This window comes from Guptibacillus sedimenti (assembly GCF_028610665.1).
Classification (GTDB): Bacteria; Bacillota; Bacilli; order Bacillales; family Guptibacillaceae; genus Guptibacillus; species Guptibacillus sedimenti.
The window spans coordinates 1-20,230 of record NZ_JAQQWV010000008.1; the positions used below are offsets into that span (position 1 = coordinate 1).

21 protein-coding genes are annotated in these 20,230 nt (G+C 41.3%); 8 read left to right on the forward strand and 13 right to left on the reverse strand.

All coding sequences use genetic code 11. The annotated features are described in order from the left end of the window. The 4 genes from PQ578_RS22450 to PQ578_RS19910 all read right to left on the reverse strand — a co-directional run. A partial coding sequence (locus tag PQ578_RS22450; RefSeq protein ID WP_337958036.1) for a transposase occupies positions 1 to 139 on the reverse strand: 139 nt, incomplete at its 3' end. Between the two features lie 89 nt (positions 140 to 228). Further along, positions 229 to 546: a DUF1330 domain-containing protein gene (locus PQ578_RS19900; RefSeq protein ID WP_160918363.1), complete on the reverse strand. Its 318-nt coding sequence runs from the start codon at positions 544 to 546 to the stop codon at positions 229 to 231. Continuing rightward, on the reverse strand, positions 518 to 2,785 hold the full coding sequence (locus PQ578_RS19905; protein ID WP_273836330.1) for a molybdopterin-dependent oxidoreductase: 2,268 nt from the start codon (positions 2,783 to 2,785) through the stop codon (positions 518 to 520). Before PQ578_RS19905 ends, PQ578_RS19900 begins: the two co-directional genes overlap by 29 nt. A 100-nt stretch (positions 2,786 to 2,885) precedes the next feature. Further along, positions 2,886 to 3,581 carry a helix-turn-helix transcriptional regulator gene (locus tag PQ578_RS19910; RefSeq protein ID WP_273836332.1) on the reverse strand — a complete coding sequence of 232 codons (696 nt, stop codon included), beginning with the start codon at positions 3,579 to 3,581 and terminating at the stop codon, positions 2,886 to 2,888. Positions 3,582 to 3,712: 131 nt separating this feature from the next. Here PQ578_RS19910 and PQ578_RS19915 point away from each other — a divergent pair, with 131 nt between their 5' ends. Genes PQ578_RS19915 through PQ578_RS19925 form a run of 3 tightly spaced genes read left to right on the forward strand, consistent with a single transcriptional unit; the run spans position 3,713 to position 7,381 of the window. Continuing rightward, positions 3,713 to 4,603 (forward strand): R2-like ligand-binding oxidase, encoded by an 891-nt coding sequence (locus PQ578_RS19915; RefSeq protein ID WP_273836334.1) that lies wholly within the window; start codon positions 3,713 to 3,715, stop codon positions 4,601 to 4,603. Positions 4,604 to 4,621: 18 nt separating this feature from the next. Then, complete coding sequence (locus tag PQ578_RS19920; RefSeq protein WP_273836336.1) at positions 4,622 to 6,151, forward strand: aldehyde dehydrogenase family protein; 1,530 nt, start codon at positions 4,622 to 4,624, stop codon at positions 6,149 to 6,151. Between the two features lie 15 nt (positions 6,152 to 6,166). After that, complete coding sequence (locus tag PQ578_RS19925; RefSeq protein ID WP_273836337.1) at positions 6,167 to 7,381, forward strand: iron-containing alcohol dehydrogenase; 1,215 nt, start codon at positions 6,167 to 6,169, stop codon at positions 7,379 to 7,381. A gap of 37 nt (positions 7,382 to 7,418) precedes the next feature. Here the strand turns inward: PQ578_RS19925 and PQ578_RS19930 are convergent, their stop codons facing one another. Both PQ578_RS19930 and PQ578_RS19935 read right to left on the reverse strand, forming a co-directional pair. Continuing rightward, positions 7,419 to 8,036, reverse strand: coding sequence for an NAD(P)-dependent oxidoreductase (locus tag PQ578_RS19930; protein ID WP_165998954.1), 618 nt, complete (start codon positions 8,034 to 8,036; stop codon positions 7,419 to 7,421). Between the two features lie 72 nt (positions 8,037 to 8,108). Further along, positions 8,109 to 9,305, reverse strand: coding sequence for a class I SAM-dependent rRNA methyltransferase (locus tag PQ578_RS19935; RefSeq protein ID WP_273836340.1), 1,197 nt, complete (start codon positions 9,303 to 9,305; stop codon positions 8,109 to 8,111). Between the two features lie 138 nt (positions 9,306 to 9,443). Between PQ578_RS19935 and PQ578_RS19940 the strand changes: the two genes are divergently transcribed. Continuing rightward, positions 9,444 to 9,572, forward strand: coding sequence for a hypothetical protein (locus PQ578_RS19940; RefSeq protein ID WP_273836341.1), 129 nt, complete (start codon positions 9,444 to 9,446; stop codon positions 9,570 to 9,572). Between the two features lie 77 nt (positions 9,573 to 9,649). Continuing rightward, positions 9,650 to 10,978 (forward strand): MFS transporter, encoded by a 1,329-nt coding sequence (locus PQ578_RS19945; protein WP_273836342.1) that lies wholly within the window; start codon positions 9,650 to 9,652, stop codon positions 10,976 to 10,978. Between the two features lie 93 nt (positions 10,979 to 11,071). Here PQ578_RS19945 and PQ578_RS19950 read toward each other — a convergent pair whose 3' ends face one another. From PQ578_RS19950 to PQ578_RS19960, 3 genes are all read right to left on the reverse strand, one after another. After that, complete coding sequence (locus PQ578_RS19950) at positions 11,072 to 12,694, reverse strand: hypothetical protein (RefSeq protein ID WP_273836343.1); 1,623 nt, start codon at positions 12,692 to 12,694, stop codon at positions 11,072 to 11,074. After that, positions 12,691 to 13,485, reverse strand: coding sequence for an ABC transporter ATP-binding protein (locus PQ578_RS19955; RefSeq protein WP_273836344.1), 795 nt, complete (start codon positions 13,483 to 13,485; stop codon positions 12,691 to 12,693). The genes PQ578_RS19950 and PQ578_RS19955 overlap by 4 nt, the downstream gene beginning before the upstream one ends. A 126-nt stretch (positions 13,486 to 13,611) precedes the next feature. After that, on the reverse strand, positions 13,612 to 15,123 hold the full coding sequence (locus PQ578_RS19960; protein WP_273836345.1) for an RQC-minor-2 family DNA-binding protein: 1,512 nt from the start codon (positions 15,121 to 15,123) through the stop codon (positions 13,612 to 13,614). A 164-nt stretch (positions 15,124 to 15,287) separates the two neighbouring features. Here PQ578_RS19960 and PQ578_RS19965 point away from each other — a divergent pair, with 164 nt between their 5' ends. Beyond that, entirely contained in the window at positions 15,288 to 16,736 is a 1,449-nt protein-coding gene (locus tag PQ578_RS19965) for a phospholipase D family protein (RefSeq protein ID WP_273836347.1), read from the forward strand. A 37-nt stretch (positions 16,737 to 16,773) separates the two neighbouring features. Here PQ578_RS19965 and PQ578_RS22570 read toward each other — a convergent pair whose 3' ends face one another. After that, entirely contained in the window at positions 16,774 to 16,863 is a 90-nt protein-coding gene (locus PQ578_RS22570; RefSeq protein WP_489753147.1) for a hypothetical protein, read from the reverse strand. A gap of 132 nt (positions 16,864 to 16,995) precedes the next feature. On the opposite strand from PQ578_RS22570, the gene PQ578_RS19970 reads away from it, so the two are divergent. After that, positions 16,996 to 17,364: a VOC family protein gene (locus PQ578_RS19970; RefSeq protein WP_273836349.1), complete on the forward strand. Its 369-nt coding sequence runs from the start codon at positions 16,996 to 16,998 to the stop codon at positions 17,362 to 17,364. 37 nt (positions 17,365 to 17,401) lie between these two features. Here the strand turns inward: PQ578_RS19970 and PQ578_RS19975 are convergent, their stop codons facing one another. Further along, positions 17,402 to 17,632, reverse strand: coding sequence for an excisionase family DNA-binding protein (locus PQ578_RS19975; RefSeq protein WP_273836350.1), 231 nt, complete (start codon positions 17,630 to 17,632; stop codon positions 17,402 to 17,404). Positions 17,633 to 17,753: 121 nt separating this feature from the next. On the opposite strand from PQ578_RS19975, the gene liaG reads away from it, so the two are divergent. Next, positions 17,754 to 18,605: a LiaG family protein gene (liaG, locus tag PQ578_RS19980; protein ID WP_273836352.1), complete on the forward strand. Its 852-nt coding sequence runs from the start codon at positions 17,754 to 17,756 to the stop codon at positions 18,603 to 18,605. Positions 18,606 to 18,734: 129 nt separating this feature from the next. Here liaG and PQ578_RS19985 read toward each other — a convergent pair whose 3' ends face one another. Further along, positions 18,735 to 19,484 (reverse strand): SIS domain-containing protein, encoded by a 750-nt coding sequence (locus PQ578_RS19985; protein ID WP_273836353.1) that lies wholly within the window; start codon positions 19,482 to 19,484, stop codon positions 18,735 to 18,737. Between the two features lie 13 nt (positions 19,485 to 19,497). After that, the gene (locus PQ578_RS19990; RefSeq protein ID WP_273836354.1) at positions 19,498 to 20,220 is read right to left on the reverse strand and encodes a GntR family transcriptional regulator; all 723 of its coding nucleotides are present in this window, start codon (positions 20,218 to 20,220) and stop codon (positions 19,498 to 19,500) included. Between the last annotated feature and the right edge of the window lie 10 nt (positions 20,221 to 20,230).

Sequence of the window (20,230 nt, forward strand, 5' to 3'; positions counted from 1 at the left end):
GTTGAACCCACCGGCGAACCATTTTGGGGTCAATTTCTAATTCTCTTCCTACTGTTTTGTAACCCATTCCCTCTTTCAGATACATATCTACAGCTTTTTTCTTAAATGGCACATCATATGTTTTCCTAATTTCTCCCATAGAAAAATCCCCTCCATAGTAGACAGCTTAATGTGCTTTCTTTTCTCTGTCTACTATGTGGGGATCATATCATATTGCGGGGGCTTTCTTCATTTCAATACAGGACGTAGATCTTCCAGCTTTTCAAACAAATGCCAAACAAAATCATCGACACCAAGCTCACGATGTGGATGCAAATCTTCAAGATCAGGATCATTCACGTAGTTGTAAATGCCCTCTTTCGATTCCCATTCAACGAGCATCATCACCTGCCTCGGCGCAATGTCCCCTTCTGGAGAGGAATCGAGCTTCCCAATAGCCACAACTTTTCCACCATATTGACGCAACGGTTCTTCTGCCCTTCTAGCATATTCAGCATATTCTTCCCCGTCTTTTACATTAAATAGATTCAGTGCGTACAGTGCCATGCTTCTCCCTCCCACTCTTTGTTTTACTAACTGTTATTGGAATTCCATTTAAAACGGCGGTTCCGGAGACAGCATCACGTCTTTTTTCATCGCTTAATAGATTGGTATTCACGCCTTTGTTATCCTTTGCTACCGCCATTTTCACACCGCTAAGACCATGCCCATAGCCATGGGGAATGCTTCCTACGCCAGCCATAATGTCGTTTGTTAGCTCCACAATAACTTCAATACGGCCTACTTCTGATTCCACAACAGCGACATCGCCATCTTGAATCTTAAGCCTCTCTCCGTCTGATGGGTTAAGCCATAATGTACACCGATCTTTTCCCTTCATAAGCACAGGTAAGTTATGCATCCAAGAATTATTTGACCGCAAATTTCTTCGACCAATTAAGAGCATCTCAGAATGACTTGATGCTTCTTTTTTCAGCCTACTCACGTCTTCTATTATTAACTTAGGAGCGAGCTCGATCTTCCCTGTATGCGTGAGCAGTACTTCTGGAATCCGTGATTTTAACGCTCCCAAATCAATGCCATGTGGGTTCTCTTCAAGCTTCTTTAGACTTAAACCATCCTGTTGTTTAAAATGGTCTCCGTAAGGCCCTGAACGGAGCATATAATCAAGCATTCGCTCTGGACCTTTTCGTCCTTCTAACGCTTTCGATATGTCCTTTGGGTTGCGACCATAAATAGGTGAGCGATCATTTTTAATGTCTTTTTTGATAAGATAGTGTATCGATGCATCATCTAATTTGCTTACAGCATCTTGATCTGGTTCTTCCTCTCCAACTAATGCTGCAAGCTTGAGAAGAATTTCCCACTCATCAAGCTGACCTTCATTTTTTTCAAAAACGGGTGGCGAGTAGTGAGAAATATTACGAACCGAAAGCTGGTAAAAGGAAAGGTCGTAGTGTGAGCGTTCAAGGGGTGTTGGTGCCGGAAAGATGACGTTTGCGTTTCTGGTCGTTTCATTTAAATAACAATCAACACTTACCATAAAATCAAGATCTTCCATCGCGTTTTGTAACCGCTTACTGTTTGGCGTTGATAAAACAGGGTTACCCGCAACCGTGACCAATGCACGAATTTGCCCTTCACCAGGGGTATCCATTTCTTCTGCAAGACACGCAACAGGAAGTTCACCTAGTACTTCAGGCATACGACTAACCCTGCTTCTAAAACGATCAAAACGATAGCCTTTTTTAGACGTTTTTCCACCGGCAGCAGGCGTTGTGAACATGACGCCGCCTTCACGATCCAAATTACCTGTCACATAATTTATCACGTCAATTAACCAGCTATTTACTGTTCCGAATGCCTGTGTACATGTCCCCATTCGTCCATATACAGCAGCGCACGTGGCAGAAGAAATGTCTCTTGCGATCGTACGAATCGTTTCTGCATCAAGACCGCATACGGCTGCCATTTTTTCAGGAGGGAAATCTTTTGCCAGTTTCTTTACTTCCGAAAGGCCGTTTACATGCTGAGCAAGATGCGTTTCCTTCGTTAATCCTTCAGCAAATAAGGTGTGAAGGATACTAAATAAGAAATATCCATCTGTGCCAGGTTTAATAAAATGATGGTCATTCGCCAGTTTAGCGGTAGCTGTACGAACTGGATCAACCACAACCAGACGCCCACCTCTGTCCTGTAAAGCTTTCAGTCTCCCACGCATGTTAGGTCCCGTCATTAAGCTTCCATTTGAAACGATTGGGTTCGCGCCAATAACTAGAAAATACTGCGTCCGATCAATATCTGGGATCGGTATGCTAAAGTCGCTACCGTACATAAACTCTGCTGCTAACTGTTTGGGAATTTGGTCAACTGTACTGGCAGAGTATTGATTACGGCTTCCAAGTGCACGAAGAAACAGAGGCAAATAGAGCATGCCTGATAGGTTGTGCACATTTGGATTTCCAAGATAGACGCCTACAGCATCTCGTCCGTGCTTTTCAATCACACCACGAAGGCCTTTCCTTACTTCCTTAATAGCTTCTTCATAGCTCACTGTAAACCATTCCGCCCCTTTTCGAATCATAGGCTCTCTTATCCGGTCTGAATCGTGGTGGAGTTCCTTTAAACTAAACCCTTTTGGACATAAATACCCTTTGCTAAAAGGATCTTGCTTATCTCCTTCAATATGCGTAACTTTTCCATTAACGGTGTGGATTTCTAACCCACACGTCGCTTCGCAAAGTGGACAGGTGCGATAGTGAACGTTCTCCTTAACCGAATCCATCATAGAAACCTCCTTTATACGATTCAAAATACCAACTGGTCAGTATTTAAGTTTACTGAAAATTCCATCATTATTCAAGAAAAAGAAAAAGCCTGCTCAGCTATAGAATCCATTTTTTTCTTAGTGCGTTTGCAACCGCTTCTGCACGATGGTTCGCATTTACCTTTCGAATCGCTGAACTCATATAATCTCGAGCTGTAAAATCACTTATATTAAGATGCTGAGCCATTTCTTTCGTACTATAACCATCAGCAGCATATTGAAGCACTTCGGTTTCACGTTTACTTAAAGGACTAGGGATTGTTGGAGTTGTTGGGAGCAAGTATGCGAGTGCGTGTTGAAAATACATCATCACTTCTTCAATAAGACCTTGATGAATCGTCACTCCTTCTTCTCTCTCGTCAAGAAGGACACAACCAATTGCAATACGTTCAATGCTTAGAGGAATAATTAAGACAGATGTTAAATCGTACGCTTCGATGTATTCTTCGGGGAAAAGCTGATGATGCTGATCCATCATTAAAAAAGCCGGTTTGTTCATAAGAAGGGCACGTTGAATGGGCGGTATCCGCCTTACGTCTTCACGAATAGCATTCATGGAGAAGACGCCATGGCGATCCACGCGAAGGATTCCTTCTCCTATACTAGTAAAGTAGGAAAAAGTGAACATGCTCGCACGCATGAATGGAAAATGAGCAAGGCATTGCTGAATCATGACTTCACAACGGTGGATTGGATCTTTGATCGAAAGCATTCGATGAAAAGAGCGCACCCACGCTTCCTCATGCATCGACATAATTCCCCCCTATCTTTTCAGGAATATAACCTTTGGACATCATTCGTTACACTAGTTATGTAAGCGCTTTCTAAGATTGCTCTTTTATTATAGAAGGTGCTCATTGAAATCGCAAGGAAAGGCGGTCTATTATGCGAAAGGAAATGATCACAACAAGTGGGCGTGGGCTTAAAGAAGATTCACTACCATTTCGCCTCTATCAAAAAGCTAAAAAATTTGGCGGATGGGACCCAAGGGAGATCGATTTTACTCAAGATGTGAAAGACTGGCAGTTTCTTACCGGTGATCAGCAGGAAGAAATTCTAAGACTCGTATCTCAATTTCAAGCTGGTGAAGAAGCCGTAACGCTTGATCTTCTTCCTTTAATTATGGTGATCGCAAAAGAAGGAAGATTGGAAGAAGAGATGTATTTAACAACCTTTCTGTACGAAGAGGCCAAACATACGGAATTTTTTCGGTTTTTTCTAAATCAGATTGGTCAAACTGGTGACCTTTCACGTTTTCACTCTGACACCTATCGCACCATTTTTTACTCGATCTTGCCGGATGCGATGGAAAAGCTACAGCACGATCATTCACCTGAAGCATTAGCGGAAGCGTCTACCGTCTACAACATGTTTGTGGAAGGTGTTCTTGCTGAAACCGGCTATTTCTCTTTCTATGAATCTCTTGCAAAAGCAAATGTGATGCCAGGATTAATGAAAGGAATCGGTTTACTTAAACGAGATGAATCGCGTCATATTGGCTACGGAACATTTTTGCTACAGCGACTGATCGCTGAACATCCCAACCTCTTTGACCTTGTTCAGAACAAAATGAATCAACTCGCTCCTCTTGCAGCACAGCTAACACAAGAAGGGATCGGTGGAAGAACACATAGTGCATTCGGAAATACGCTTGATGCGACTATGGCTTTTTCGATGAAACAACTCTCCGTTCGAATGGATATTCTGGCACGCGCAAAAGGAAAAAGTATGAACGAGATTTATCGCACTACTGAATCAGATGTTGGCGTTCTTTAATGTAAAGGAGGAAAAAAGATGTCAGTTAACGTTGAAATCAAATCATTTCCCCTCTTCATCAATGGTGAGTGGACTCCCTCGAGAGGAGGAACGCAGTTTGATGTGACGAACCCTGCAACAGGCGATGTGATTGCGAAAGTAACAGGTGGTACAGCTGAAGATGTTGATCAAGCTGTTGAAGCAGCTACTCAAGCTTTTGAAAGGGAAGAATGGCGGGAGATGCCCCCGAAAGAGCGGTCTAAATTGTTGTATACCATCGCTCAGAAAATCATGGAAAACGGAGAAGAGCTTGTCGCGTTAGAAGCACTTTCATCAGGCGGCACGGTAAGAAGGCTTGCTTCAAATGACATTATTCAAATGGTCGACCTTTTCCAAACGCTCGGCAAATTCGTACTCGAATATACGTATTCAGAAACCCTCCCTTCTCCCCCCTTTCCTGGCCCTGCCCATAACTTTATTTGGCGCGAACCAATTGGCGTATGTGCGGCCATTACGCCCTGGAACATGCCGATGCTGATTGCAACGTGGAAGATCGCTCCAGCACTTGCGATGGGAAACACCATTGTCATTAAGCCTGCTAGCTACACGCCGCTTACTACGCTCCGCCTTGCTGAGATCATCTCAGAAGTCGTCCCTAAAGGCGTAATTAATGTTGTAACTGGTAGCGGAAAAAGCGTTGGTGAACCTCTTGCAACTCATCCTAAAGTTGACAAAATCGCATTCACTGGGTCCACAGAAGTAGGGCGACACATTATGAGCCTCGCTTCTAGCACTGTTAAAAACACGACACTCGAACTTGGCGGGAAATCTCCTTCCATTATTCTTGAAGATGCAGACCTTTCACTCGCTCTTCCTGGTAGCCTATTCGGCGTTTTTCTTCACTCAGGTCAGCTCTGTGAAAGCGGGACAAGGTTGTTTGTCCCAGATAAATTATATGATCACGTCATTGATGGCCTTAAAGAACTTTCAGAGAAGCTTGTGCTTGGTAACCCGATTGACCCAGCGACAGATATGGGACCCGTGGTTTCTGCCACACAAAAAGAAGCCATTTTATCGTATATCGAGAAAGGAAGGCAGGAAGGTGCTCGTCTCATTTGCGGAGGTCACGAGGTAAATGTGAAAGGCTGTGAGAAAGGACATTTTATCGCTCCGACGATTTTTGCTGATGTGACAAACGACATGACCATTGCTCGAGAAGAAATTTTCGGACCCGTGCTATCCATCATTCGCTATAGTGACGTAGATGATGCGATTCAGATGGCGAATGATACGATTTATGGCCTTGCAGCGGGGGTTTGGACAACTGATGTGAATAAAGCCTATAAAGTTGTTCGCAAACTGCGTGCAGGCGTTGTTTGGATTAATGACTGGCATATGCTAAGGAATGATGCGCCATTTGGAGGATACAAGCAAAGCGGGATTGGTAGAGAAATGGGCAAGCATTGCCTTGATGCGTATACGCAGGTAAAACATGTGCATACATCTATGGTTCCAGAAGCTGAGCGGAGATCGTGGTATAGTCTTCTCTTTTCAAATCCATCTAAATAAAGGAGGGCGAAACGTATGTCTTTAACCTATTCACAATATATGCTTCGAACCGCCATTCATAGTGGCGCCGGCACTCGCGCACTCGTTCCAGACCTTTTCAGAGGACTTGAGGCAAAGCGAGTGGTTCTCTTTAGTGACCGTGGGCTTGAGCAGGCAGGAATTATTGAAAAGATTAAAGAAATTTTTGAGCTAACACCACATGGGACAGGTCCAGAACTTGCAGGAGTTTATCTTGATATTCATCAGGATGCTGGTAGCAATGATGTGAACGCTGCGCTTAAATTTGCTAGAGAAGTAAGTGCAGATGGGCTCCTCGCTGTTGGTGGCGGAAGCGTAATGGACACCGTAAAAGGAGTTAAATATGCCCTTCATCACGGCTTAACCGATATTAAAGAAGCGATCCCAGGCGGACTGCTTTATTTATCATGGCCAGAAGCGTCCTACATGCCAATTCCTCATATATCCATTCCAACGACAGCTGGGACAGGATCAGAAGTATCGCCAATTGCCGTGATCTATAACGAAGAAATAAAGATGAAGACAAATATCATTCATCCTTTCATTAATGCAGACATGGCCATTTTAGATCCCGAATTAACAACCGGTTTACCGGCTAAAATCACTGCATTTACAGGATTCGACGCGTTAACTCATGCCATTGAAGCGCTGGCCTCACCAACAGCTACTGCTCTAACAGATGCGTATGCACTGCAGTCGATACGCCTCATCGAATCCCATCTTCCCACCGCAGTGAAACATGGAGAAAATCTTCACGCGCGCATGGAAATGTTGCAGGCGAGCATGATGGGAATTACGGCATTTAGCTTTGCCCTTAACGCTATTCCAGTGCACAATTTCGCACATGCATACGGTGCCCTATTTCGTATTCCGCATGGACTCGCCAATGCTGTGTTCTTACCCGTTGTGATGGAAGTACTTCCAGATCTTTACCTTCCGAAAAGTAAAGAGCTTGCTGAAGCTCTGCATTTAGAGACATCTGGGAAAGAGAAACAGACGTTATTAACAGCAGTGATTGAAAAAATCCGAAACATGCAGCAGGAGATTGGACTCCCTGCTAATTTTAAGGACTATTCAATTCCCCCTGAAGCATTAGAGGCAACTGTTGCCGCCGTTAAAATGGATCCAGCCGCTCTCAACTATCCGCTTCCTCCAGAATTGATTAAAGCAGTTGGAGAACGAGTCATTCATGCTAAGAAAGTAACAGTATAATAAAAAGCACCGTGAGGTTTTCCCTCACGGTGCTTTTTTAGTAAGCAAGCCCAATTGATTCTCGAAGATAAAGATGATTGCTTACCGTTTGAAGCAAAAAAGCAGCCACATCTTCTCGTGATATTCGGCGTCCACCTTTTGGTACTCCCGTACGCGCCTTTCGATATTCCCCCGTCAATTCATCATTCGTTAATCCCATCGGCCGAGCGATTGTCCACTCTACTTCACTTGCAACAAGCAGGTCAGCAGCTCTTCGGTGATCAGCCAAAACGTTTTGCAACAGCTTACCCGCAATGAACCCTGTTACACCCGGAATTTCTTTATTAATTCCTGCCGAAGCCATATACACAATGCGATTCACCCCATGAATACTCATCGCATCGAGAATATTCGCGGTCATTGTCGAAAGTTCCGTTGTTTTTCCAAGTCCACTTGCCCCAAGGCAAGAAACAACCGCGTCAACATCAGAAGACATGGCTTGCTTCACATCAGCCGATTGCATTGCATCGCCAATTTCAACTGACAAATTCTTGTGAGACGTTTCAAGCTTTGAAGGTGTTCGAACAAATGCTGTTACGGTATGCCCTGCCGCAATCGCCTGCCTGACAAATGCATTCCCAGTACCGCCAGTCGCTCCGAATACAAGTAGCTTCATTGTATTGACCTCTCCCCTTCTCATGCGTTATATCTCTTTCATCCCTTTTTTTAAGGAATGTAAAACACCGAGCTACTTTACTTTTTTAATGAAAACGACTTTTAGATAATCCCCTTCTCTAAACTCTTTAATCGTTCGAAAATCTTCGGGAAGGGTAAATTCTTCAAGAAGCTGGTAACTTCCATTCGTTTCTTTAAAGGCTTGCTCAACGAACCCTTTAAATTTTTTCATATCGTAACCGCTATAGTTCGTAGAAGCAACAATTATCCCATTATCTTCTGTAATGGAAATCGCATCTTTCAAAAGATCTTTATAGTCTTTTGCTGCGCTAAACGTATGTTTCTTAGAACGCGCAAAGCTTGGAGGATCAAGAATCACCATATCGAACGATAAATTCTTTTTTACAGCATATTTAAAGTATTTAAAAACATCCATGACAAGGATGTTCTGTTCTTCATAATCAATTCCATTCACGCTGAATTGCTCAATTGTTTTATTTAAGCTTCGATTGGCAAGGTCAACGCTTGTCGTGTGAACTGCTCCACCTTCAACAGCAAAAACGGAGAAAGCTCCCGTATAAGAGAACGTATTTAGCACCGTTTTTCCCTTCGCATATTTATCTCGAATTAATTTACGAACCGGACGCTGATCTAGAAAAACACCTACCATTGCTCCTTCATTTAGATACACGGCAAAGTTCACACCGTTTTCTTTTACAATCAGTGGAAACTCTCCGCGTTCACCTGCGACAAAATCATCATCTTCTACATACTGCCCTTTAGCATCAAACCGCTTTTTCTCATAAATGCCTCTATAATCCACGAGCTGCTTTAACGCTCCAATGACAGCATGCTTAAATGAATAGACACCCTCGCTATACCAGTTAATGAGGTAGTATCCATCAAAATAATCAATCGTTAAACCTCCAAGGCCATCTCCTTCGCCATTCACAATGCGAAAAGCAGTTGTCGTCGGATCGTTAAAAAAGGATTTGCGGTGGTGAAGCGCTGTTTGAATTTTTCTAACAAAAAAATCTAGATCGATTTTTTCGTTTTCATTTTGCGATAGGACCCAGCCAAAACCTTTGTTTTGTCGTCCATAATAGCCTTTTGCAAGAAATTGGCCCTTCTCATCTTCTAGCCTAAGAATAACCCCTTCTTCTTTTAGGCTATCTGCATTCACGATCGATTCTTTAAAAATAAGGGGATAGCCTTTTTCGAATTTTTTCTGATGCTTTGCTTGCACCTGCACGCTTCGTTCGTTCCTCATCGTGTCATCCTAACTTTTCATGTTTTTTAATATGCTTGCATTATATCACGTATTCTTTCTCCTCCATAAGTGAGTATTCTCAGGTGGATAATTCAATACATCCGTTCAAAAACTAAGAGTGAAAGGTGGTGAACCATCGTGAAAACAAAATCAGGAACAGATATCGAGGAGGTAAAACGTCTTAACGCAAATTCCGGCCTCAGCTATAATCAAGCCAAAGAACAGTTAGCTAAAAAAATGATGAAGAAAAACAATGAGCTTCATTGAAACCTTGAAATGAGACGAATCACGTCTTTATCGTTTACAATAAGCTGGTGCTTTACTAACGCATCAGGAGGGTTTAAATGAACGAAAAAACTACTTCAAGCTATTTCAAAACCATTCTTCTTTTAAGTGTGGCTGTCTGGCTTGTAGTCATGAATACAACTATGTTTAATGTAGCACTACCTAACGTATTAACTGAGTTTAATCTCTCACCTGCTGATGGCGCCTGGATCGTATCAGGTTACTCGATCATCCTCGCGATTTTTACGATTACGTACACGCGCTTATCGGATTACCTTCCGATCAGACGACTGCTAATTGCAGGGATTGTCATATTTGGGATAGGATCTGTTCTTGGTTTCTTTGCTACAACATTCCCTTTTCTTCTTGCTGCACGGCTTTTACAAGCGACAGGTGCAGCAGCCATTCCAGGATTATCGATGGTATTCGCAGGACGGTTTATTCCATTTGCAAGACGTGGAAGAGCAATGGCGATGATTGCCTCTGCCTCATCACTTGGTTTCGGTCTTGGTCCGGTTGTAGGCGGAGTTGTGACGGAGTATCTTAATTGGAATTACTTATTTACCGTAACGTTATTTGTCGTTTTGCTTATTCCGATTCTCTTTCGTCGTCTTCCTGAAGAAGAAGTCCGAAAAGGAACCTTTGATATTGTAGGTGGAATCTTAACTGGAGCCACCGTCACAAGCTTCTTACTCTATATTTCAACATTTAACTGGCTATTTTTAGCGATTGGTATCATTGTAGGTGGACTGCTTTGGCTTCGAATCACTCGAACAAAGGCTCCTTTTATTCAGCCATCTCTTTTCAAAAACAACGGATATCGAAAGCTTCTGTATATGAGCTATCTTGGCTTCACAACACACTTTGCCATCTTATTGCTAATGCCGCTCATGCTTCAGAACGTTTACGAGAAAGGTCCATCTGTTGTTGGGTATATTATCTTCCCTGGAGCTATGCTTTCCGCTGTTGCTGCCATCTATGTTGGCAGACTGCTCGATCGCTATGGGAACATGAAAGTTATTTACCTTGCTCACGGACTGCTTCTCATTTCAACCGTGCTTTTCTATTTCCTTTCTCCACTTAATGAGTACATGATTATGATTGGCTATATGTTCACAAGTTTCGGTTTCTCTAGTCTTTCTTCAAGTACTACAAATGAAGTATCACGCATTCTCCCTTCCGAAGAAATCGCGACTGGCATTGGCATGAAGCAACTCATTCAATTTGTCGGCAGCGCTTCGGGATCTGTAGCCGGAGGAATACTCTTAGAGCTAAACGGATTAACCTACAGCACACAATCCTTTCAGCTCACGTATGCCTTCTTGTTCATCTTAATGGCTCTATCAGCAGTCATTATGATTGTTTATGCAAGAAAAGCAAAATCGTAAATTAGTGGTAAAACAGAAAAAATATGACCCACATGAAAACCCACCCTAAAACACGAGGGTGGGTTTTCATTCGACAAAAAGCGCGAGTGCCTGTCACCTCAAGCCCCTCTGCCATGTAAGCGGAACAATAAACAGTAGAAGCGCGAGATAAATCCATATCCCAAATGGAACATTTGTTACAACAAAATGAAGGCCTCCAAATACAGGAATTAAAAGCGCAAAAGGAATCGTCTTCCAGCCATCACTCTGCCCTGCAGACTCGAAAGGCTGTGAGAAAGGTAGCTTTCCTTTCAACATTCGAAAGCAAATGACGCTGTAGATCACAGCGATTAAGAGTACGATAACCAAGTCTGGTATGATCCGCATCCCAAATAAAATCCCATACAAAATACTAATCACAACAAATACCGGGGCAAACAGACGGATTAGGAAGGCTTTTAGTGTACCTTTAATGATCACTCCCTCACCTTGCAGGGGTGTAACGTGATAAATCCACGAGCCTTTGCTCTTGCTGGAATACTGAAGCATAATCACAATGCCAGGAATCATCATCATGCTTGCATAAATGGTTAAATACATTCGACCAGAAGTGATGCTATCTAAAGATCCACCAGCAGAGTATCCATTGTAAAGAAAAACAAAAGGAAAGATGATGGCAAAGCCTAACGAAGGATAGATTTTAAGCTTTAAATCACGCTCATTTTTCAACATTCTTTCTGCAAATTGATAAAAAGCATGTTCTTCTTTACTCGTTGTTAGAAGAGAAGCTAGACGGTTCATTCCTTTCGTCGTTTTCTTTTTCGACGGTCCTGCTTGATCCATTAATTTCAGTAGATTTTTTTCAAAGGTAGGTAATAGCGAAAGGTAAATCCATAAAGCGATTAAAGGAACTAGAAGTGCTAAAGCCATAAAAACATAGTAATAAGCTCCGCTAGCACCATTTAAAATAACGGCAAATGGCGCTCCAAACCAGACCGGCGGCAATAACACGTTCCACCATGCTGCTTCAAAGCTTGACTGTAATCCTTGAAATTCAAAGGCACGTGCAAGTACTTGGTAACCTATAACAATGGTAAAGGAAAGTCCTATTTGCACATAGTTAATGACGTCTCGCAAACGTTCTCCACCAAAAAATTTTAGAATCACATAATAGAGTAACGCAGTGATGGCCACAATGAACAAGTCGCTAAACAAAACCGTTACACTAAATAGTAATGCAAAGATAACGCCAAACTGAACAATTCCAACAACAAGAGGAACACTCACAATCGCTGCTGTTAAAAAGAACAAATAGACGGTCACATGGATCGCACGTGCAGCACTAATGGTCCTGTGATCAACTGGCCTTGTCCCTATTACCGTCTGATCACGAACGTCCAATAGTACAGATGAGAAATCGGAAATCATTGCCGTCATTATTAAAAACATTAACACTCCAAAAATCAAACTCATCTTAAACATAAAATTGTCGCCAATAAACAAAATGGGGATTAACGTTAACCCAATGAAAGCATAAAACCAGAGCGATTTCAGAAACTGGTTTGAATCCTGCTTTTTCTCCCCGCTCCTATTTTGACTCATAATCGTGGTAGGTCGCCTACCATCCATCATCAGCTTCACCTGAAGAATACGCCTCATTGTCGGATAATCAATGTCAAATCGCTCAAATATCACTCGAAACAAATCTAGAATTCTTAACGTAGTAAAATTCTTCATCTATGATCACGCTGAACGATCTGCACAAAATCCTCTGCAAGATTTTGGTGCTCATTAAATCCTGTCAACTGATTGAAAATTTCCTCTAAAGACCCTTCTTTGTTTTTCTGACGAAGCTGTTCAAAGCTTCCATCCGCTACGATTTTGCCATCGTTTAAGAGAAGGATGCGACTGCTGATTTTTTGAACAACCTCCATAATGTGAGAAGAATAAAAAATCGTTTTCCCCTGTGATGAAAGTTGTGCAAGAATTTCCTTAAACACCATGACACTGTTCGCATCTAGCCCATTAATTGGTTCATCTAGGAACAGAATATCAGGATCATGCAGTAAGCTCGAAATCAATAAAACCTTCTGTTTCATTCCTTTTGAGTAAGAAGAAATGCGCGAATCATAAACATCTTCAAGGTTAAATACACCCATAAGTAATCGCGCTTTGTAATCGGCTGAATCCGCGGTTAAGCCATAAAGCTCTCCTGTAAACGTTAAATATTCTCTCCCAGTTAAATTATCATAAATGTCCGCAGCTTCTGGTACGTAACCTATTCTTTTCTTGTATGCTACCCCACTTTCCTTAATGTTCTGGCCAAAAATTTCTACTTCTCCCGAATAAGACGCTTCTAGTCCAAGCATGATTTTAACCGTCGTGCTTTTACCTGCTCCATTCGGACCTATGTAACCAATGATCTGCCCCTCATATACGTCAAGATCAATATCATCGAGAACAAGTTTCTCATCATACCATTTTGTTAATCCTTTTAAAGAAAGTATCTTGCCCGGTCCGTGGTCCATTAAATCCCCTCCGTGTGTAAGCTTCTACTTCTTTCTACGAAACTTACAAAAAAAGGTTTCACTCTAAATAGGAGCTTCAAAGAAATCAAAGAAAAGACGATGCTTCATGCATCGCCTAACCTCTTCTTATTGGCTCTGTCTACCTAATAACGAATTTGCCTTCTCTGTCAGCGCATAGCCTTTTGAAAGCTTTTCGAGCATGCCATCCTTCTCGATCGATTTGATTGCTTTCACAACGTGTTTTTCTTCCCAATCGTTCAACAAACCATAGTTTTCATCCTCATGCAATCCTTGTATTCGCAGGGCATTTGTTGTTTTTCCAGTTAATACTTTTGACATCACATGTAGCGGCTGATTCTCATGCATCGAAATGAACTGAAGTACACCTTTTAATTCCCCGAAAGTGAGCACATTTCCCTTTATCGTTACATACTCCTCCTCATTTCTTGGACTGTGCTTAACTAGTGAGATTAGGCTGTCTAAATAAGTACGTACACGCGTAAATTCCGTTTCATTCACAATAGGCAAAATCACTCTCGGTTTAAAAGGTTCAATGGTATCTGTAGAGATTTTTGAAACCCATAGTAGCGGAGAACCTTCTCTTTCTTCAGGGAGGCTCACCTTTCTTAACTGCTCATATAAAATCACTGTATCTGGGGCCTCGTCTATTTCTAATCTACTTTTAAGGTCCAGCACATCGTTATAAAAGTCTACAACTGGTTCAAACGTCGAGAGTGCTTTTGCTACCTCATCAATCTTTTCAACTAAGCGAGGTGTTTTTTCTACCATTTCATTAAATTGACGTTCAATTGTGGCAATACGTTTCTGCGCACGTTCCATATTGATCTCTTCTCTTAGACGCACCCGCTCGTCCGATACGTTATAATAAACCGAAAATCTGCACGAAACACAACAATATTCAATCTCCGAGCTCGCAGCGTGAAAAATCATTTGTTTTTCATGTGAGCAAATGCTTTCGCCCATCCATAACCACGCATCAGGAATTTCCCGATACGGTCGCATGACAATCTCTACACGGTGTCGCCAAAAAGAAAGGTCTTCAGGAGAGTTTAACAAAGAAATTAACGGAGAATGATTGATTTTTTCTACTGCTTGAACAACTTCTTCCTTTTCTTTTGCTAGTTGAATAAAGGGATGGCGTTGAAAACCATCAACAATTTGTTTTTCCAAATCATGTCGAGTCTGTTTTGCGACATCAGCACAAAACAAATAATCGCGAAGCACCTGATCGAGATGATGATCAAGCTCTTCCTTTGAAAGATTTATGTACGATTCTCGATAGGTGGAAGAGCTATGAATTGGTATACCGTGCATCGGCGAAAAAGATTGCCAGATTAATTGCTCAGGTTTAATCAAATGTGGGTATAATTCATCTTCTTTATTTAAAGGAATCGGTAATACAGCATCGGTATCTTGATCGAGAAATGCCTGCAATTTCATCCGTTCTTCCCTAGTAAAAGCATCCATTTTTCGTTTCACATGATCATGAAGGCGATGAAGCAATCCTTTTTGTACTTTTTGTCCAACTGATCGAATTCGTTTGTTCTTCTTTCCCATTGGTACAAAAGCAAACATTGGATAAGCGTCAAAATGGTACGTATGTTGTTCCACAGACATTATGCAAAACCTTCTTTCTACCTTCCAGTTGGTTATCCATCAGTATAAGCCTAAGCTCACATTTCAAACAACCATTCGACATGCAAAAAACACATTCAGAATGAGGATACTTTTGTACGACATAGGGTATATAAAAAGAAAATCGAAGTTAGGGAGCAAGTCCTATGAAGAAACGGTCATGGTACAGAAGAAAGCGTTGGATTTTATTCAGTATTGTCATTCTCATTTTTGTCTCCGTTATTACATATCATCGTTTTAAGCCTTTACCAGAAGGAGTTTCTTATGCAAGTGAGGTTCATGAATTAAGCAGTGATGACATCGAATTCCTGTATGATTTAACGTACGATAAAGATGACGAAGAAGTGTATGACCATAGTATCTTTGACGAAGTCAACAAAACGATTAAAGAAGCGGATGAATTTCTCATTTTGGACCTTTTCTTATTTAATGGATATACAGATGGAAAACGTAATTATCCGAAAATTAGCGAGGAATTGTCAAAAGCTGTTGTTGAAACGATGGAAAAGAAACCTGACCTAAATGTAATTCTAATAAGTGATGAAGTGAATACAACTTACGGCTCTCATGAAGCAAAACAAATCAAGAAAATTGAAGACATGGGGGCGGAAGTGATTTTTACAGATTTAGAACGACTTCGCGACCCTAGTTTGTTTTATTCAGGGGTATGGAGAATGGCGTTTTCCTGGTTCGGACAAGATGGAAAAGGATGGCTTCCAAATCCAATGGCTCCTTCTGCACCGAAAGTGACGGCACGGTCCTACCTGGAACTCTTAAATGTAAAAGCTAATCATAGAAAAACGGTTATCACAGAAGATGCAGGAATGATCATGTCTGCCAATCCACATGATGCGAGTGGTTTTCATTCAAATATCGCTTTCAAGGTGAAAGGTACAATTTTAAATGAGCTCATCAAATCAGAGAAGGCTGTTGCCGCGTACTCTGGAGGGAATGTGTCAAAATTCCCGGACAAATCAATTTCTGATGCAAAAGCTACCGACGATGTGAAAGCGCAAATCGTAACCGAGAGTAAAATTCAAGATAGCGTTGTAACCGCAATTGATGATGCTAAGGAAGACGACCTTATTTATATTGGCATGTTCTACCTTGCTGATCGAGATATTATTGATGCTATCGTTGATGCGACGGAACGATCAGTTGACGTAAGACTGATACTCGATCCTAACCAAAATGCCTTCGGACAACAAAAAATAGGGTTACCTAATTTACCTATTACTGCGGAGCTGACGAAACAGGGAAATAAGCACCTCTCTATCCGCTGGTATGATACGAACAAAGAGCAGTTTCATACAAAACTTCTTTACGTAAAAGGAAAGAAACAAAGCACGATTGTCGGTGGATCAGGTAACTACACCTCTCGAAACATGGATGATTATAACATGGAAACTAATATCCATTTAAAAGCTTCAAACGACCAGAAAGTGATGGAAGACGTTGATCGCTATTTTGAAAGAATGTGGACGAACGAAGATGGTACGTATACAGTCGATTACAAAAAATATCAAAATTCTCTGTCTTCTTATAAGTATGTCATGTACATCTTACAGAAATTATTCCAGGTAACCACCTATTAAACCTAACTAAAAAAACCCCGGGGACCGGGGTTTTTCTTTATCTAGTTCTTCGTTTATTTCGCATTTTTTTCACAATCGGATAAATAATCGGACCGTATTTCATCGCTTTTTTAATCAGGTTTCTCATAAAAAGATACCCTCCTCTGTTACTTAGGACTATTCCCGTTTTCGTAGGACATAAACGAAAAAAATTAAAGGGATTTCATGTTATGTAGTAGAAATAGCAACTAAGCTTAAAACTAGGAGGAAAATCCCTTTTATGATCAAACAAGTGAGCCAGATTGCGATTCCCGTGAAAAAAATGGAACGAGCTGTTCAGTTTTACAAGGAAATGCTGGAGCTACAGTTATTATTTGAAACGGATCAAATGGCCTTTTTTGATTGTAACGGACTGCGTCTTCTTCTTAGCCTTCCAGATAAAGAAAAATTTGCTCACGCTAGCTCTATTGTTTATTTTCAAGTAAAGAATATTGAAAAAAGTTATGAGCGATTAAAAAAAGATGGCGTGCTATTTAGTAGTAAGCCTCATTTGGTTGCGAAAATGGATGATACCGAAACCTGGATGGCTTTTTTCGAGGATAGTGAGCAAAATACGCATGCCATTATGAGTGAAATTTCTACGAAGTAAAGAAAGGATGCCAGTTGGCATCCTTTCTTTACTGTCATTAATCTTCGTCTTTTACATCAGGATCTTCTGGAATTGGCTCATTCGCTTCCTCTTCTAATTTTAGCTTCATTTTTTCAAGCTGTTCAAAGTGAGTATTAAACTGCTCTTTATATAACAAATGCTGCTCACCATCAAAAATGGTACGAACGCGGTTTTCACGAATGAGCGTTTCAATATAAGATTCAGGTAGAGATAAATATTCTGCAGTCTCTTTAATCGTGAGATACATATCGTGGCCTCCAATGCCATTATTTACGTCTTAAGTCTTAGTTCATTTACTGCTCTAGTTTCTACTTTAATGATCTCAACTACTATAAGATTACCATAGAGAATATACGGGAGGGAACGACATGAGAAGTGGATTTTATGTCATTGTTGGTTTGCTAGCTGTTGGAGCAGTACTATTAATTCTATATGAAAACACCTCACTTTTTGTAGGAGGAAGCGATGAGAATAGCATCAAAGTGACGGAGCGAACGGAGGAAATCAACATAATCACACACAGTAGTGATATGAAAATCGTTCCTGAAGCTCGAAATGATGTAAAAGCAGCATTGAATGGGAATGGAGAATTATCTTTACGTAAGCAAGGGGAAACGATTGAAGTAGAAGTGAAGCAGAAATGGTATCAATTTTTCAACTTTAATGGAGAATCAGATGTCACTGTCTACTTACCCGCAGACTTTAATCAAAACCTTAAGCTTGAAGTGGGTTCAGGAAATGTTGAATTAAAAGGAGCTAGTTCTCTCGTTTTAAATGAGGTTGATATTGAGATGAGCTCTGGAGATGTTGAACTTTCTAACTTGCAAACGAAAAGCTTTAAACATGATGGATCATCAGGACGACTGATCATTGATCAACTCTCAACTGAAAAAGGAAGCTTTGATATTAGTTCTGGTGACGTGATCCTAACGAAGTATTCGGGACCACTAAAAGGAGAAATGTCATCTGGTGAAATGAAGGTTCAAATGGAACAGTTATCCGGAGATGTATCGTTTGATTTAAGTTCAGGCGATGTAGAACTAGACCTTCCCGATGATGCTAATTTCACACTCGATACAGAAGCAAGCAGTGGAGATATCTCTACAACTTTCACGTTAAAAGATCAAACGATAACGAACAATCGAATTTCTGGTGTCCATGGTAGTGGAGAACACCAGGTAAATGTTTCGCTTTCAAGCGGAAACGCTCGCGTGTATTAAATCGAAAAGGAAAGTTTGACTAACGAAATCTCTTCCATTATTGCCGGGGGAATGATTGGCAGAAGAATGCGGGAAACCAAGTAATACGATTCTCACTAAAAAAGCTCTCCACGACGGGGAGCTTTTTAACTAGGAATGAGGTTTATTTTCAAGTAGAGGTATGCGTGATTTATATTTCTTAATTAATGTTTGATTCCACTCATCTGATCCATTTACATTCCCACTTTTAAATACAGGAGGATGAATTCCTCGTTCAATTAACTGCTGAATGGCTTCTACTGTAATGCCGTTCATAACGGCCATCCCGAGTATTGTTGAAGTCGAACCAAATGAGATTTGATTCTTCTCATTATGCATCGTCGCATCGCCTGATGGAACTTGATGATCAATCACCAGATCAACCACTTCATACAAATACTTTCCTGAATGATGCCTGGAAGTTTGCCCAATTGAAGCTTTTCGCGAAGTCACTCCAATTACATATGCTCCTCTTTCTTTGCTAAGAAGAGCTACATCGATTGGAACTGGATTACGCCCTGACGTCGATACAACAATAACGACGTCTCCTCGTTGGATATCTTGATGAGCCATAAACTCTTTGGCCAGGTCATTGGTTCTTTCTAACGCAGAAGAACGCAACCCACCCCTATGAAGCATTAGGTCTTCAATTAAAATTGGACGAATTGGAGCAAGTCCTCCTGCACGATAGAAAACTTCTTCTGCCATCATATGCGAGTGACCACAGCCAAAAACATGGACGATTTGTCCGTTTTCTATACTCGTTGCCACAGCAGAACTAGCTCGCTTTATGGCGCTTACTTCTTGTTCTTCAATGACTTGAAGTGCTTGATTAATGTGATTGAAGTATTCGCTAAACAAGCGGCATCCTCCTTTAACGTTTCAGTGTAATCATAAATTTATAACGATCTGCTCGATACGAAGACTTTACAACTTCTAGTGGTGTTTCGTCAGCAAGTTTCGTATTCCGCTGAATGAGCAGGATTGGTGCACCCTTTTGAATATTGAGGTACTCGGCCTCTTGCTGTGTCGCTACAGACGACTCTAGCACCTGGGTAGCCTCATCGATCTTGATAGCGAGCTGATTTTCAATGTGATGATACAAGGAATGTTGAACAGTTTCTTCTGTTAGTCCTTTGACGAGGTTCGCTGAAATGTACGTCTTCTCGAGAGCCATCGGAATGCCATCTGCAAGTCTAATCCGCTTTATTTCGTATACTGGCGCGTGTTCTTGTATTTTTAACTGCTGCGAAATGTAAGAAGGAGCTGGTACGATTTCAAATCCAACAAGTTTACTGCTAGGCTCCATTCCTCGAGATTTCATATCTTCAGTAAAACTGGTTAACCCCATCAACTGCTGCTCAATTTTTTTCTCGGCTACAAAAGTTCCTACGCCTTTTTGGCGATAAAGGTACCCGCCGTTCACAAGCTCTGTAATCGCCTGTCTTACCGTCATACGACTAATGCTAAACCGTTCAGCATACTCTCGCTCTGAGGGCAATGAATCACCTGGCTTTAATTCGCCACGTTCAATTAGCCCTTTTATCCACTCCACTAACTGATAATAAATCGGTAATGGGGATGTCTTATCAATCATCGAACAAACT